The organism is Streptomyces sp. ATCC 21386, from assembly GCF_018728545.1.
GTDB lineage: Bacteria > Actinomycetota > Actinomycetes > Streptomycetales > Streptomycetaceae > Streptomyces.
In genome coordinates this window covers 8,366,089-8,380,484 of sequence record NZ_JAAVVL010000001.1, presented here as the reverse complement: position 1 = coordinate 8,380,484, position 14,396 = coordinate 8,366,089, and the positions used below count along the sequence as shown (strand labels likewise).

Genomic DNA, 14,396 nt, shown 5'->3' with positions numbered 1-14,396 from the left:
CCACTTCGTCAGAGAGATCCTTTCGTGCACCACCCCTTCACCCACGTGGTCTCCCTGCCCGTGGACACCAGTACGGCACGGGTCCACGAGGAGGGCTGGCAGTCCTGGAGCCCCAGCGGCTCCTACGCCCTCGACGCGACCCCGTACCGTCCGACCGACGACAACTGGGCGACCGTCTGCTACCGCCCCGGGGTCACCGCCCCCGCCGGAACCTTCCAGGGCGAGGGCCTGCTGGCCCTCGACCCGGGCGACGGCTCACCGGTCCGCCTGTGGGCCGCCCCCGACCCCGTGCGCGAGGTCCCGTCCGTCCGCCTGGCGGTCCGGGACGGGATCGCCGAGATCAGCGCCGACGGCCCGGTGAAGGAGTGGACCGGCACGGACATCCAGGCGGTGCTGGGCGAGTGGGCGGCGGGCCTCGGCCTCCCGGCCCCCCGCCCGGCCCCCACCGTCTGGTGCTCCTGGTACGAGTACTTCACCTCCGTCACCGAGGACGACATCCACGAGAACCTCCGTGCGATGGACACCCTCGACCTGCCCATCGACGTCGTCCAGATCGACGACGGCTACCAGAAGGCCCTGGGCGACTGGCTGACCCTCTCCGGCCGCTTCCGCTCCCGCGCGGGCATCGCCGAGGCGATCCGGGCCAGGGGCCGCCGCGCGGGCATCTGGACGGCCCCCTTCCTCGTCGACCCGGCGTGCACCCTGGCCGCCGAGCACCCCGAGTGGCTGGTGCGCGACGACAACGGCGGCTTCGCCCACGCCGGCCGCAACTGGGGCCACGACCTGTACGCCCTCGACACCACCCACCCCGAGGCGGCGGCGTACCTCACCGAGGTCTTCACCACCCTGCGCGCCGAGGGCTACGACTACTTCAAGGTCGACTTCCTGTACGCGGGCGCGCTGGACGGCGTACGCCACGCCGATGTGGACGCGCTCACCGCGTACCGCTCCGGGATCGAACTGATCCGCGCCGCCATCGGCCCCGACGCCTACCTCCTGGGCTGCGGCGCGCCGATCCTCCCCTCCCTCGGCCTGTTCGACGCGATGCGGGTCAGCCCCGACACGGCTCCGCACCGGCGCCCCGAGGCGGACGACTACAGCCAGCCCGGCCAGGACCCCGCCGAGTTCACCGGCGCCGGCCGCCAGTGGCAGCACGGCCGCCTCTGGGTGAACGACCCCGACTGCCTGATGGCCCGCCCCGCCGTGGAGACCCGCGAGCGCTGGGCGGCCCACGTCGAGGCGACGGGCGGCCTGATGGCGTCCAGTGACCGACTTCTGTCGCTCGACACCTGGGGCGTGGACACGACCCGCCGACTGCTGACCAAGGGCCTGGAGGCCGCTGAATGAAGCGCGAACTGAAGGTGCCCGGCATCGCCTACGGCGGTGACTACAACCCCGAGCAGTGGCCCGAGGAGGTCTGGGCCGAGGACGTACGCCTCATGCGCGAGGCGGGCGTGAACATGGTGAGCGTCAACATCTTCGCGTGGGCGCTCATCGAGCCCCGCGAGGGCGAGTACGACTTCACCCGCCTCGACAAGGTCCTCGCCCTGCTCCACGAGAACGGCATCGCCGCCGACCTGGCGACCCCGACGGCGGCCCCACCGGCCTGGTTCTTCGTCAAGCACCCGGAGGCGCTGCCCGTCGACCGGGACGGCCGCACCCTCTCGTACGGCAGCCGGCAGACGTTCTGCCCGTCGAGCCCCGCCTACCGGGAGGCCGCGCTGCGGATCGCCCGCGTCCTGGGCGAGCGGTACGCCGACCATCCGGCCGTCGTCATGTGGCACGTCCACAACGAGTACGGCTGCCACAACGGCGAGTGCCACTGCGACACGAGCGCGGCGGCGTTCCGGGTCTGGCTGCGGGAGAAGTACGGCGACGACCTGGCGGCGCTCAACCACGCCTGGGGCACGACGTTCTGGAGCCAGTGGTACTACGACTGGGACGAGATCATCCCGCCCCGTGCGACGGGCGCCGTCCCGAACCCGACCCACCAGCTGGACTGGCGCCGCTTCTGCAGCGACGCACTGCTGTCGCTGTGCAAGGCGGAGCGTGAGGTGCTGCTGGAGGCGGCCCCCGCCATCCCCGCCACCACCAACTTCATGGTGATGTTCAACTTCGACAAGCTCGACTACTGGCGCTGGGCGCCGGAGTTGGACATCGTCTCCAACGACCACTACCTCCAGTCGACGGACCCCGAGTCCGAGATCGACATCGCGCTCAGCGGCGACCTGGTGCGCTCCCTGGCGGGCGGCAGCCCGTGGCTGCTGATGGAACACTCCACCGGCGCGGTCAACTGGCAGCCGGTCAACCGGGCCAAGACAGCGGGGGAGCTGCGCCGCAACGCGCTCTCCCATGTGGCCCGGGGCGCCGACGGCATCGCGTACTTCCAGTGGCGGGCCGCCAAGGCCGGTGCCGAGCAGTGGCACTCGGCGATGCTGCCGCACGCGGGCACGGACAGCCAGATCTGGCGGGACGTGGTCCGACTGGGCGCGGACCTGCGGTCGTTGGCGGAGGTGCGGGGCAGCACGGGTGTCGCCGAGGTCGCGATCGTCTGGGACTGGAGCGCCTGGTGGGCGGTGGAACTCCCATCCCAGCCGAGCGGCGAACTCCGCTTCCAGGACCTGGTCCGCGCCTGGTACGAGCCGCTGTGGCGGGCCGGCGTGGCGGTGGACTTCGTCGGTCCCGACGCGGACCTCTCCTCGTACAGGCTGGTGCTGGCCCCCAGCCTGTACCTGGTGGGCGACGAGGGCGCGGCGAACCTCACCGCCTTCGCGGCGGCCGGGGGCACCCTCGCGGTCGGCTTCCACAGCGGCGCGGTGGACGAGAACTGCCATGTCCGGCTGGGCGGTTACCCGGGCGCGTTCCGGGAGGCCCTGGGCGTCCGCACGGACGAGCTCTTCCCGCTGCTGCCGGGGGAGTCGGTGGACCTGAGCGACGGCGGTACGGCTTCCCTCTGGTCGGAACGGGTCGCCCTGGCGGGAGCCGAGCCGATCACGACGTACACCTCCGGCCCGCTGACCGGCGTCCCGGCGGTCACCCGCCACGCCCACGGTTCGGGCACGGCCTGGTACCTGGCCACCAGCCCGGACCCGACGACCCTGACGTCCCTGCTCGACCGGATCCGCGCCGAGGCGGGTGTGGAGCCGGTCCGGACGACCCCGGAAGGTGTGGAGGCGGCGGTGCGCCGGGGCCCCGACGCCGACTACCTCTTCCTGATCAACCACGGCGGGACGGCGGCCGAGGTCGCGATCGCCCCGGACGCGTCCGAACTGCTGACGGGCAAGGGCATCGCCACGAACGCCGACTCGACGACGGTACGGGTGGAGCCCGGGGACGTGGCGGTCGTACGCGAACCACGCTGACGCCGGACCGACCGTCACACCGACCCGTCACACGCGACCCGTCTCCACCGGGCATGCGCAGACACGCAGGGCCGTGGCCCCTTCCGGGGGCCACGGCCCTGCGCGTGCATCACTCCCAGTCGTGCAGGGACAGCCGTGGGCCGCCGGCGAGATAGCCGTGCAGTGCGGCCGCGTCGCCCTCCACGAAGTCGTCGGGGAGAGCGCCGGTGTCGGTCCAGCGGACCTGGGCGTGCTTGTCCGGTTCCCGGTTCTCCAGTTCCCCGCTCCACTCGTGGGTGGCGAAGACGACGGTGAGGAAGCCGTCCGGTGCGTCGACGCCCCGGGCCGCGTGGACGAGGTGCACGACCTCCAGCGCCTCGGGTTTCACGGTCAGCCCGGTCTCCTCGTACAGCTCGCGCACGGCGGTCCGGGTGATCGGCTCCCCGGGCTCGCTCTTGCCGACCGGCAGATGCCATCTCCCCCGCGCGAACCTGGCGTTCTCGCCCCGCCGGAGGAGCGCGACCCGCCCCGCGTCCCGGTCGTGGACGATGACGGCGGCGACCAGCAAAGTCATATGACCTGTCCTTTCGTAGGCCGCTAGCATGCCGTGCATGGAGCGCTTCGGTGATCACGCCGCAGCTTTCTGTGACGGACGCGGGCAGGCGGCGTGACGGCACCATCACCCCCAACTCCCACAACGTAGAAGGTAATTGGGGGTCCGCCCCCCATGCCCTGTCACTTCCCCGGCCCCTACGGTGGATCACGGCAAGACCAGCCAGTGTTCATCAGGGGGAAGAGGAGGAGCAGTGAAGACGTCAATGCGCAGAGCGGTACAGGCCGGCGTGACGACCATGGTGCTGGGAGCGGCGACGGTGCTGTCGGCCGGACAGGCGCACGCGGCGACCGGCGTGAGGTCGGACACGGTTCGCATCTACGTCAACGCCGTAGCGGGGAAGGCGAACACGCTTTCCATCACCCGCTCCAACAACTCCGTCCTGATCAGCGACGACGGAGACACCGTCACCGCGGGATCCGGCTGCACCCAGGTCGATGTCGACACGGTCCGGTGCCCGTTCGACGGTCGGACCCTGACCCTCGACTCGGGGGACCGCGCGGACATAGTCACCATCACGGGCAGCGTGCCCGCCAACATCACCGCCGGCGCGGGCGACGACGTCATCACGCTCGACCCCGCCGCCACCGCGGGGACAACCGTGGACGCTCAGGGCGGGCACGACACCATCTTCGGCGGTGGCGGGGTCGACCGAATCACCGGTGGCTTCGGAGACGACGTCATGTTCGGCAGGAACGGCGACGACCGCCTGGACGCCCTCGACTCCTCCCAGGGCAACGACCGCTCCTTCGGGGACTCCGGCAGCGACACCTGCATCGGGGACATCAGCGACCGCGAGGACAGCTGCGAGCGCTGAGCGCTTCGCTCTCTCGGCCATGAACGCGGCGGGGACCCCGTGGAGGGTCCCCGCCGCGTCACCATGCCGAGCGACCACGACGACCAGGGGCGCCCCCCCGAACCGCCCCCGGCCCTGTGCCCGTTACGCCGAGGTCGGCACCAGCGGCGGCAGGGCGCCCGTCTTCGCCGCCTGGCTGTACCAGTACGCGCTCGACTTCGGCGTACGGGTGAGGGTCGCGTAGTCGACGTACACGGCACCGAACCGCTTCCCGTACCCGTACGCCCACTCGAAGTTGTCCATGAGGGACCAGAGGTAGTAGCCGCGGACGTCCGCCCCCTCGGCGATCGCGCGGCGGACCGCGCGCAGGTGGCCGTGGAGGTAGGCGATGCGCTCGGGGTCGTGGACGCGGCCGTCGGAGTCCATCTTGTCGTCGTACGCGGCCCCGTTCTCCGTCACGTACATCGGCAGCCCCGGAGCCTCCCGCGCGTACCGCATGATCAGCTCGTGCAGGCCCGTCGGGTCGATGGTCCAGCCCATCTCCGTACGCTCGCCCGGGGTCTGGTGGAACAGGACGTCGTCCGCGCCCGGCCACGGCGAGTGCGCGCTCGCCCCGTGTCCGTCCGCCCGCGGGCCCTTCATGTCCTTGTCCGCCGCGCCCACCAGCGTGGGGGTGTAGTAGTTCAACCCCAGCGCGTCCAACGGCTGGTGGGCCGTCGCCACGTCACCGTCCTGCACGAACGACCAGTCCGTCAGCGACGAGGTCGCGGCGAACAGGGTCTCCGGGTACGCGCCGTGCAGCATCGGCCCGTGGAAGACACCGTTGGCCAGGTCGTCGATCTTCCGCGCCGCCGCCACGTCCTCGGGGGAGTTCGTGATCGGCCGTACCACCGACGAGTTCAGGCTCACCGCGATCGCGTTGCGGGCCGGCATCACCGAGCGGAGGGCCGCGACACCCAGCCCGTGCGCCACGTTCAGATGGTGGGCCGCGCGCAGCGACGCCACCGGGTCCGTACGGCCCGGCGCGTGCACCCCGGAGCCGTAGCCCAGGAACGCCGTGCACCACGGCTCGTTGAGCGTGATCCACTGCTCGACGCGGTCGCCCAGCGCCTCGCCCACGATCCGCGCGTAATCGGCGAACCGGTGCACGATGTCCCGCTCGGGCCAGCCGCCCGCGTCCTCCAACTCCTGGGGCAGGTCCCAGTGGTAGAGGGTCACGGCCGGCTTGATGCCCTTCTCCAGCAGCTCGTCGACCAGCCGCCGGTAGAAGTCCAGGCCGCGCTGGATCGCCGGGCCCCGGCCCGTCGGCTGCACCCGCGACCAGGAGATGGAGAAGCGGTACGAGTTGAGGCCCAGGTCGGCCATCATCGCCACGTCGTCGCGGTAGCGGTGGTAGTGGTCGACAGCGATGTCACCGGTCTCGCCGCCAGCGGTCTTGCCCGGGGTGTGGCTGAAGGTGTCCCAGATGGAGGGCGTACGGCCGTCCTCCCGCACCGCTCCCTCGATCTGGTAGGCGGAGGTGGCCGCGCCCCAGAGGAAGGCGGGAGGAAAGGTCACCGGGGTGGCCGGGTTCACGGGTTCAGGCATGGAAGCGCTCCCATAGTGGTCGTGGAGACCGACAGTGGCGGGTGGGGGGAGGAGAGAACAGGGGGCCGGGACGGCGGTGGCCCAGCCCCCGAAGGGGTTGTGAGGTGCGTGCCCGGTGGTGGGCCGGGTCACCCCTTGACGGCGCCCTGCATGATGCCGCCGACGATCTGCTTGCCGAACAGGAGGAAGGCGATCAGCAGCGGTAGCGTGCCGAGCAGCGCACCCGCCATGATCACCGACTGGTCGGGGATGTAGCCGGTGCCGAGGGCGTTGAGGGCCACCTGGACCGTGGGGTTCTGTTGGTTCAGCGCGAGGATCGGCCACAGGAAGTCGTTCCAGGCCATCACGAACGTCAGCAGTCCGAGCACCGCCATCGCCGGCCGCGCGGCCGGGAACACGACGTGCCACACGATCCGCAGGCTGCTCGCGCCGTCGACGCGCGCCGCCTCGATCAGCTCGGTGGGCAGCGCCTGGACCAGGTACTGCCGCATGAAGAACGTGCCGAACGCGCTGACCAGCGTGGGCAGGATGACCGCCTGCAGCTGGTTGGACCAGTTCAGGTCGCTCATCCACAGGTACAGCGGGACGACGGCCAGCTGCGGCGGGATCATCATCGTGCCGATGGTCAGCAGCAGCAGGACGCTGGAGAAACGGAAGCGCAGCTTGGCGAAGGCGAACCCGGCGAGCGTGGAGAACAGCACCGTACCGAGGGTGATCGTCCCGGCCACGAGCGTCGTGTTGAGCATCGCGGTGCCGAGCCCGGCCTGCTCCCAGGCGGTCTCCAGGTTCTTGAACAGGTTGCCGCCGAACCACAGCGGCGGCGGCGCCTCGGCGAGCCGCTGGCTGGTGCGCGAGGCCGCGATCGCCGTCCACAGCAGCGGCGCGAGCGAGCCCACGGCGAAGACGGTCAGGACGACATAGGTGAGCGGCCCAGCGTGCATCTGCTTGCCCGCGCCCATCACCCGGCGGCGGGATGCCTTCGTCGCCGGCGCCGGCCGCGGCGCCCGGGGACGGGTCAGTTCGCTCGTGGTCATGGGGTCTTCCTCAGCCGTCGGGTGAGCAGCAGGTTGATCGCGGCCACGACCAGCAGGATCAGGAACATCGTCCAGGCGATGGCGGACGCCTTGCCTAGGTTGCCGATCATGAAGCCCTGGTCGTACATGTACAGGCCGAGCGTCTGGTACTGGTGCTCGGAGCCGCCCTTGGAACCGTCGGCCCCGCCGAACAGCAGGGGCTCACCGAAGAGCTGGGTCGCGCCGATCGTGGAGACGACCGCCGTGAACAGGATGGTCGGCCGCAGCTGCGGGATCGTCACATGGATGAACTGCTGCCAGCGGTTCGCCCCGTCGAGGGACGCCGACTCGTACAGGTCACCGGGGATCGCCTGCATCGCCGCGAGGTAGATCAGCGCGTTGTAGCCGGTCCATCGCCAGATCACGATCGTGGAGACGGCGAACTTCGAACCCCAGTTGGACTCACGCCAGTTGACGGGGTCGATCCCGACGAAGTCCAGCAGCCAGTTGACCATGCCGCCGTCCCAGGAGAACAGCAGCACGAAGACCAGGGTGGCCGCCGCCACCGACGTGGCGTACGGGGTGAGCATGATGACCCGCCACACCGTCGAGCCGCGCAGCCGGTAGTTGAGCAGGTGGGCGATGCCGATCGCCACCAGCAGCTGGGGCACCGTCGCGATCACACCGATGGAGAAGGTGACCCAGAGGGAGTTCCAGAAGAAGTCCGAGGACAGCAGGTTCTCGTAGTTGTCCAGGCCCACCCAGGTCTGGTTGTCCAGGTCGGCCAGCTGCACGTTGTGCAGCGAGTACCAGCCCGTGTACAGCAGCGGGACGAGCGAGAACGCCCCGAAGATCAGGAAGAAGGGGGAGATGAAGACGTACGGGGAGGCCTTCATGTCCCAGCGGTACAGCCGGCTGCGCCACGAGTCGGTGCCGGGCGGCGGCGTACCACGACCCTGAGCGCCCCGGGCCGCGCCCGGCTCATCGCCGGGCGCGGTCTCGGCGCTCGCCGCGGGGTGCGCGAGTGCCTCTTTGGAGCTGGTCACTGGCCGAGCACGTCCTTGATCTCGTTGCTGGCGGCCTCCCAGCCCTCCTCAGGGCTCTTGCCCTTCTGCTCGACCTGCACGATGCCGATGTCGGCGATCGCGGTGCCGATCGGCTGGTCCTTGGTGCCGAAGTACTGCACCGGGATCGTCTTCGCCGAGTCGGAGAAGATCTGCGTCAGCGGAGCGTCGGAGAAGTACGCGGTGGTGTCGGGGCTCGGCTTCAGGGTCGCGTACGCCGACGGGGTCGACGGGAAGCTGGCCTGCTTGGCGAAGACCTTGGCCTGCTGCTCGGGAGCGGTCAGCCACTTCGCCAGCGCGACGGCCTCCTTCTGGTGCTTGCTCGCCGTCGGCACACCGATGAACGCGCCGCCCCAGTTGGCCGCGGTCGGCGCCGCCGCCACGTCCCACTTGCCCTTGCCCGAGTCACCGGACTTCTCCTGGATGTAGCCGATCATCCAGGCCGGGCAGGCCACCGTGGCGAAGGTGCCGTTGGCGTACCCCTGGTCCCAGGGCGTCTCGAACTGCTTCAGCTTCGCCGACATGTCGCTGGTCGCCACGGACATGGCCGCGTCCCAGGCGTCCTTCACGCCCTTGGACTTGTCCCAGATCGGGTTGCCGTCCTCGTCGTAGTAGCGCTCGGCCGCGCCGCCGAGGGCCGCGTTGTAGACGGAGGACGCCGAGTCCACGAACTTGGTGCCCTTCGGCGCCTTCTTCATGTACTCCTTGCCGAGGTCGACGTACTTGCCCCAGTCGCCCTTCCACTGCTCGGCGAGCTTGGCGCGGTCGGTTTCGAGGCCGGCCTTCTCGAAGAGGTCCTTGCGGTAGCAGATCGCCATCGGGCCGATGTCGGTGCCGAGCCCGATGAGCTTGCCGTCCTTGGTCGTGGCCTGCTGGTTCTTCCAGTCCAGCCACTGCGACTTGTCGACCTCCTTGCCGAGGTCGACGAACTTGTCGCCCTGCGTCTGGACGGCCTCGGCCACATTGCCGATCTCGATCGCCTGGATGTCGTCGGTGCCGGAGCCCGCCTGCAGCCGGGTGAGCGTCTTGGGCCAGTAGACCGAGGTCTTGGTGGTGACGTTCTCCTTGATGACGATGTCCGGGTTCTGCTTCATGTACTCGTCGTACAGGCCGGCCTGCTTGTAGCCGAAGACGCCGAAGGTGCCGACCGTCAGTGTGGTCTTGCCCCCGGTGTCGCCGTCGCTCTCGTTCGACGAGCCGCCGTCCGAGTCCTCGGCACAGCCGGCCAGCAGCCCCGCGCCCAGGGCGGCGACGGCTGCCAGGACCACCGTCTTGCGGGCGGTTCGGGTACGTGCTCGCATTGCGTCCTCCTGATGCCCTGACGTGCCGACCCCCCGGCCAACGGCGTTGTTGGGCCCGTTATCTCATACAGCGGCTCGGGCGGGGAACGTGCGGGTTGTGTAAGTGCCAGGTACTGTGGGAGCGCTCCCACAAGTGATGTGTTGAAGAGTCGTCGGTTCCTGCGGGGGTGTCAAGGGAGCGAGCGCGGAGAGATGTCTTCGGTTATCGGGCTGTTAACTAACCTGAGGGCCGAGGGTCGGGCATGTCCGGAACCGGCCGACGGCCCGTGCGCGGGGGCGCAGGCGTCGTCCCCGCGCTGACGCGGCCGGTCGCGACGCGGTGCGGCCGCAGGGGCTGACGGGAGTGAGGGCGGGGGCCCACGGGAGTGGGGCCGGGGGGCGACGTGAAGGACTGTGGGACCGTTGGACTCGTGTAACCAGTCGTCTCGCCGGTCGCGCCGAAAGCCCGAGGGCCACCTTCCGGACGTCGTACGAGGATCAGGACTGTTAGATTCCACGCCAGCGCGGTGTGAACGGGAGGCGACCATGGTGGCAGGCCACGGAGCACGGGGCCGGAGCGGTGGGCGGCCGACGTTGGAAGAGGTCGCCGCACGGGCCGGTGTGGGCCGGGGGACGGTGTCCCGGGTGATCAACGGCTCGCCCCGGGTCAGTGACGCGACCCGCGCGGCGGTCGAGGCGGCCGTCGCGGAACTCGGCTACGTCCCGAACACGGCGGCCCGCGCACTCGCGGCGAACCGCACGGACGCGATCGCGATGGTCGTGCCCGAGCCGGAGACCCGCTTCTTCGCGGAACCGTACTTCTCCGACATCCTCAAGGGCGTCGGCGCCCAGCTCTCCGACACGGAGATGCAGCTCCTGCTGATCTTCGCGGGCAGCGACCGGGAACGCCGCCGGCTGGCCCAGTACCTGGCCGCGCACCGCGTCGACGGGGTCCTCCTGGTCTCCGTGCACGCGGACGACCCGCTCCCCGACCTGCTGTCGCAACTGGAGATCCCGGCGGTGATCAGCGGCCCCCGCTCGGAGCACGAGACGCTCCCGTCCGTCGACTCCGACAACTACGGCGGCGGCCGCTCGGCGGTGGAGCACCTGATCGCGCGGGGCCGCACCCGGATCGCCACGATCACCGGGCGCCTCGACGTCTACGGTGCCCAGCGCCGAGTCGTCGGCTACCGCGAGGCCCTCGTCGACGCCGGACGCGAGGTCGACGAGCGGCTGATCGTCCCCGGTGACTTCACGGAGGAGGGCGGCCGCAGGGCGATGCAGGAACTGCTGGCCCGCCGCCCCGACCTCGACGCGGTCTTCGTCGAGTCCGACGTGATGGCCTCGGGCGCCCGCCAGGTGCTGCGTGAGGCGGGCCGCCGCATACCGGACGACGTCGCCCTCGTCGGCTACGACGACTCGGCGATCGCCCGCCACATGGATCCCCCGCTGACGAGCGTCCGCCAGCCCATCGAGGAGATGGGCCGAGCCATGATCGACCTCCTCCTCGACGAGATCGCGGACCGCCGCCCGGCGGTGTCCCGGGGGTTGGAGCGGCGCCAGGTGGTGCTGCCTACGGAGTTGGTGGCGCGGGCTTCTTCGTGAGAGCGGGACGCGGCCCCACTCAGGGGCTGTGCGCGTGGCGAGTTCGATGCGATGGCAAAGGCCCACAGCGACGTCAAGCGAATGCGCCGCGTCATCTTCGGCTGATCACGCGACTGTCTGGTCATGGGTTCGTCGTCGGGTCGGCGGCAGCCCGCGAGACCAGCTCGCGAGCCCGGACGTACGCGGCCCACAGCCTCTTGACCTCCGGGCACAGGGGGTCCCCGTACTCGCATTCGTCGCAGCCGTAGGAGGGGCTCGTGAAGGCCCGGTAGGTGACGTACACGCCGCCGGGCGCGACGGTCGGAAGCCGTCCGGGTCGGTCGCCGCCCTCGCCGCGATCCCGCCCGTAGGTACCGCTCATCACCGTTCGCACCCGTGGGGTGGCGATCCCTGGTGATCGCGGATAGCGATGTTGATGTCCGAGACCCGAGAGACGTCTCCGGCCCTCGATGCGTTTCCCCGCTGATCGGCCAGCCTGCCGCACACGTCACATCCGGGGACCGGAGCGGGCTGGCGGAGAGGGAGGCCGAGCGTGATGGGTGGGTCCATGGTCGTCTTCCTCATCCGAGGGCTCCCGAGGGGGAGGCGATGCCGCCGGGCGCGAAGGCCGCGCCGAACAGAACGGGATCGGTGAGCCGACCGGACCCGTCGGGGTGCTCCACCCAGACCCGTTCACCAAGGGAGTACAGGACGGGTGGGCACCGCAGGACCCAACCAGGAGGACGGAGTCACGCCTGCCCGACCCCGTCCAGCTCCCGGCCCGCACCCGAGGGAACGAGCCACCAGGCCACGCCAGACTCCACGTCCGCGAGAACCGGTCCGAGTCTCTCCGTCCCGATCAACCGCAGTGCCTTCATCGACCTCAGCAGAGGCGCCTCCACCACGTTCCAGCATCGGCCGGTGGAGAACGGAGCCAGTTGCTCGTTCTGCCACGCGCGTCGCACGTCGGTGGGGCGGTCCGTGCAGGAGAGGAGCCAGTCCTGGCCCGACTGCCGTAGCGCGAGGGGGGTTTGCGTGCTCATGCGCAGGACCGTAGGGAGGCCGATCCTGCTCGCGCCTGCCGATCGCGCCGGGTTGCGTCCGCTGCCGAGGCGGTTCGACCAAGTTGCTCATGGCGAGCTGAGTCGGGCCCGGGCTCGCATGATCAAACGGTGCGCCTGAGCGCCGTAGGCCGCTCCTTCGTCGAGGCGCTCCCACACGCGGGTGTACAGGGCGACATCCTCAGCCGACTCAAGCGTGAATTCCGTGCTGATCGTCTCGACGACGACCCGTTGCTCGTCGAAGATCCAGAATCCGTGTTTCGGGGTGAGCCGCAGTCGTGCGCCCAGCGGCACTATGCCGAGGGAGACGCCGTCCATGCCGATCAGCCCGACGAGTCGGTCCAGTTGGCCGGCCATCACTTCGCCGGGACACACCAGGGCGTGGAGCGCTCCCTCCCAGATCAGGACACGAAAGGTTCTGCCAGGCTCGTACAGCACCTCCTGTCTCTTCATCCGAGCGCGCACCGCGTCTTCCGTGTCGCGAGGAGACCGCATCAACTCGGCGTTGTGGATGAGGAGATGCCGGGCGTAGCCCGGAGTCTGGAACAGTCCGGGAATGACCGTTGCCTCGTAGCCTCGGACGCTGGAGGTGCGGCGGTACGCGGCGACGTACCGGTCCTGCACGGCACGGTGCCCGGTAGTGAGCTGACGGCGCCAGGAGCGTTGTTGCGACTCCAACCCCTGCAGTCGGCTCCTGAGATCGGCTGCCTCGGCCGGGGCCCCGATCGCGTTCGCCCACGCTTCCAGGTCCTCAGCGGTGGCGGTCTGCTTGCCGTTCTCCAACCGCGACACCTTCGACCGTTGCCATCCCAGCCGATCCGCGAGGTCCTTTCCCAGGAGACCGGCCCCGGTGCGCAGTTCACGCAACCGCACACCGAGAGCCTCCCTGCCGTGCTGGAGATCCGTGCTCACCCGGCAGACGGTACCTGCGCCTGGAACTCCCTGGTAGGCACGGCGTGATGCCACGCGGCATCACGGACCTGGCAGGCATGTACGACGCTCTCGGCGTCCTCCAGGACATACACCCCGGATGTCTCGCCGTCGCCGTCGAAGAGGAACTTCACGACCGTCCGGGAGTCGAACAGCCAGAAGTCGAACTCCGGTAGCCCGAGACGTACGGCGTCCGCCCGGTACATGTTGCGGATGTCCTCGCCCGCGGCCACGTTGCCCAGGCCGCTGGCGAGCAGGAACCGCTGGCCCTCCGTCGGGGGATCGTCGACCAGGCGCACCCGCTCGAACCGTTTGCCGGTCGAGGTCTGGGCCCGGATGCTCTGTCGCCACGAGTCGAAGGGCTCGTTCGCGATGTCCTCGCCCGCCTGCCACCGCTGCCACTTGGGACCCCGGCGATCCGAGGCGTAACCGCGCTGGGTTTCCAGGCGCCAAGCGGTGTGCTCGAAGTCGGTGAACAGATGGGTGATCTCGTCGAAGGGGATCAGCTCCGGCACTCGGCCTACTCCTTCGGAGCGAAGCGTGCGAGCAGTTCGCGGGGGACCCGGACGAACGTCTCGGAGTCTTTGACGTCTCGCAGCTGTGCGAGGTGTGCCGGGTCGGTTTCCCGCTCGCCCTGCACGAGGATCTCGCCCGTCTCCACAACTTCGTAAAGTGTTGGGCAGTTGCCGTTGTCCGATGTGGTTCCGATGAACCTCAGAGTCATCTGGCCCTCCGTCCGCGCTGGTTGAAGCACCAGGATGCTCGGTGCACAGGGAACTGGTCCGAAGGTTGCTCCGATTTGCTCCGACTCCGACGCGTGCGGTGATTGCGCAGCGCGCCGCCAGGTGTCAGCCGGTGGAGTCGTCCGTGGCCGAGTCCGGGTTCGCCTGTTCGAGGACGAACGACCCCTTCCCGCGCACGGTGACGATCAGGCCCCGCTGACCCAGGAGCTGAAGAGCAGAACGCGCGGTCGGACGGGAGACGTTGAACTCGTCGCAGATGGCCGCCTCGGACGGGACCCGGCGGCGGGGAGGGTAGGTGCCATCCGCGATACGCGCGCTGAGTATGACGGCGATCTGTTCGTAAAGCGGCTCAGGTCCTTCAAGGTCGACAGTCATATGTCAACC

The 14,396-nt window shown here is 69.9% G+C and carries 15 protein-coding genes; 4 read left to right on the top strand and 11 right to left on the bottom strand.

Features of this window, described 5'->3' with window-relative positions:
* Positions 1-24 precede the first annotated feature (24 nt).
* Complete coding sequence (locus GWK25_RS35910; RefSeq protein ID WP_215455670.1) at positions 25-1,347, top strand: glycoside hydrolase family 36 protein; 1,323 nt, start codon at positions 25-27, stop codon at positions 1,345-1,347.
* Positions 1,344-3,362 (top strand): beta-galactosidase, encoded by a 2,019-nt coding sequence (locus tag GWK25_RS35905; RefSeq protein ID WP_215455669.1) that lies wholly within the window; start codon positions 1,344-1,346, stop codon positions 3,360-3,362. Before GWK25_RS35910 ends, GWK25_RS35905 begins: the two co-directional genes overlap by 4 nt.
* A gap of 109 nt (positions 3,363-3,471) precedes the next feature.
* On the opposite strand, the gene GWK25_RS35900 is transcribed toward GWK25_RS35905, so the two are convergent.
* A complete protein-coding gene (locus GWK25_RS35900; protein WP_215455668.1) occupies positions 3,472-3,915 on the bottom strand; it encodes an NUDIX domain-containing protein in 444 nt (147 codons plus the stop codon).
* Positions 3,916-4,159: 244 nt separating this feature from the next.
* On the opposite strand from GWK25_RS35900, the gene GWK25_RS35895 reads away from it, so the two are divergent.
* The gene (locus tag GWK25_RS35895; RefSeq protein ID WP_215455667.1) at positions 4,160-4,771 is read left to right on the top strand and encodes a calcium-binding protein; all 612 of its coding nucleotides are present in this window, start codon (positions 4,160-4,162) and stop codon (positions 4,769-4,771) included.
* 123 nt (positions 4,772-4,894) lie between these two features.
* On the opposite strand, the gene GWK25_RS35890 is transcribed toward GWK25_RS35895, so the two are convergent.
* The 4 genes from GWK25_RS35890 to GWK25_RS35875 all read right to left on the bottom strand — a co-directional run bounded on the left by GWK25_RS35890 (position 4,895) and on the right by GWK25_RS35875 (position 9,715).
* On the bottom strand, positions 4,895-6,337 hold the full coding sequence (locus GWK25_RS35890) for a GH1 family beta-glucosidase (RefSeq protein ID WP_215455666.1): 1,443 nt from the start codon (positions 6,335-6,337) through the stop codon (positions 4,895-4,897).
* A gap of 128 nt (positions 6,338-6,465) precedes the next feature.
* A complete protein-coding gene (locus tag GWK25_RS35885) occupies positions 6,466-7,371 on the bottom strand; it encodes a carbohydrate ABC transporter permease (protein WP_215455665.1) in 906 nt (301 codons plus the stop codon).
* Entirely contained in the window at positions 7,368-8,396 is a 1,029-nt protein-coding gene (locus GWK25_RS35880; RefSeq protein ID WP_215455664.1) for a carbohydrate ABC transporter permease, read from the bottom strand. Before GWK25_RS35880 ends, GWK25_RS35885 begins: the two co-directional genes overlap by 4 nt.
* On the bottom strand, positions 8,393-9,715 hold the full coding sequence (locus GWK25_RS35875) for an ABC transporter substrate-binding protein (RefSeq protein WP_215455663.1): 1,323 nt from the start codon (positions 9,713-9,715) through the stop codon (positions 8,393-8,395). Before GWK25_RS35875 ends, GWK25_RS35880 begins: the two co-directional genes overlap by 4 nt.
* Positions 9,716-10,243: 528 nt before the next feature.
* Here GWK25_RS35875 and GWK25_RS35870 point away from each other — a divergent pair.
* Positions 10,244-11,299 carry a LacI family DNA-binding transcriptional regulator gene (locus GWK25_RS35870; RefSeq protein ID WP_215457836.1) on the top strand — a complete coding sequence of 352 codons (1,056 nt, stop codon included), beginning with the start codon at positions 10,244-10,246 and terminating at the stop codon, positions 11,297-11,299.
* Positions 11,300-11,420: 121 nt separating this feature from the next.
* Here GWK25_RS35870 and GWK25_RS35865 read toward each other — a convergent pair whose 3' ends face one another.
* From GWK25_RS35865 to GWK25_RS35840, 6 genes are all read right to left on the bottom strand, one after another.
* Positions 11,421-11,660, bottom strand: a complete 240-nt coding sequence (locus GWK25_RS35865; protein ID WP_215455662.1) for a hypothetical protein — start codon at positions 11,658-11,660, stop codon at positions 11,421-11,423.
* A gap of 367 nt (positions 11,661-12,027) precedes the next feature.
* Positions 12,028-12,321, bottom strand: coding sequence for a hypothetical protein (locus GWK25_RS44005; RefSeq protein WP_251829193.1), 294 nt, complete (start codon positions 12,319-12,321; stop codon positions 12,028-12,030).
* Between the two features lie 87 nt (positions 12,322-12,408).
* Entirely contained in the window at positions 12,409-13,251 is an 843-nt protein-coding gene (locus GWK25_RS35855) for a helix-turn-helix transcriptional regulator (RefSeq protein WP_215455661.1), read from the bottom strand.
* Complete coding sequence (locus tag GWK25_RS35850) at positions 13,248-13,784, bottom strand: DUF6879 family protein (protein WP_215455660.1); 537 nt, start codon at positions 13,782-13,784, stop codon at positions 13,248-13,250. Before GWK25_RS35850 ends, GWK25_RS35855 begins: the two co-directional genes overlap by 4 nt.
* A gap of 5 nt (positions 13,785-13,789) precedes the next feature.
* Positions 13,790-13,993: a hypothetical protein gene (locus GWK25_RS35845; protein WP_215455659.1), complete on the bottom strand. Its 204-nt coding sequence runs from the start codon at positions 13,991-13,993 to the stop codon at positions 13,790-13,792.
* Positions 13,994-14,117: 124 nt separating this feature from the next.
* Entirely contained in the window at positions 14,118-14,387 is a 270-nt protein-coding gene (locus GWK25_RS35840) for a GntR family transcriptional regulator (protein WP_215455658.1), read from the bottom strand.
* Positions 14,388-14,396 lie beyond the last annotated feature (9 nt).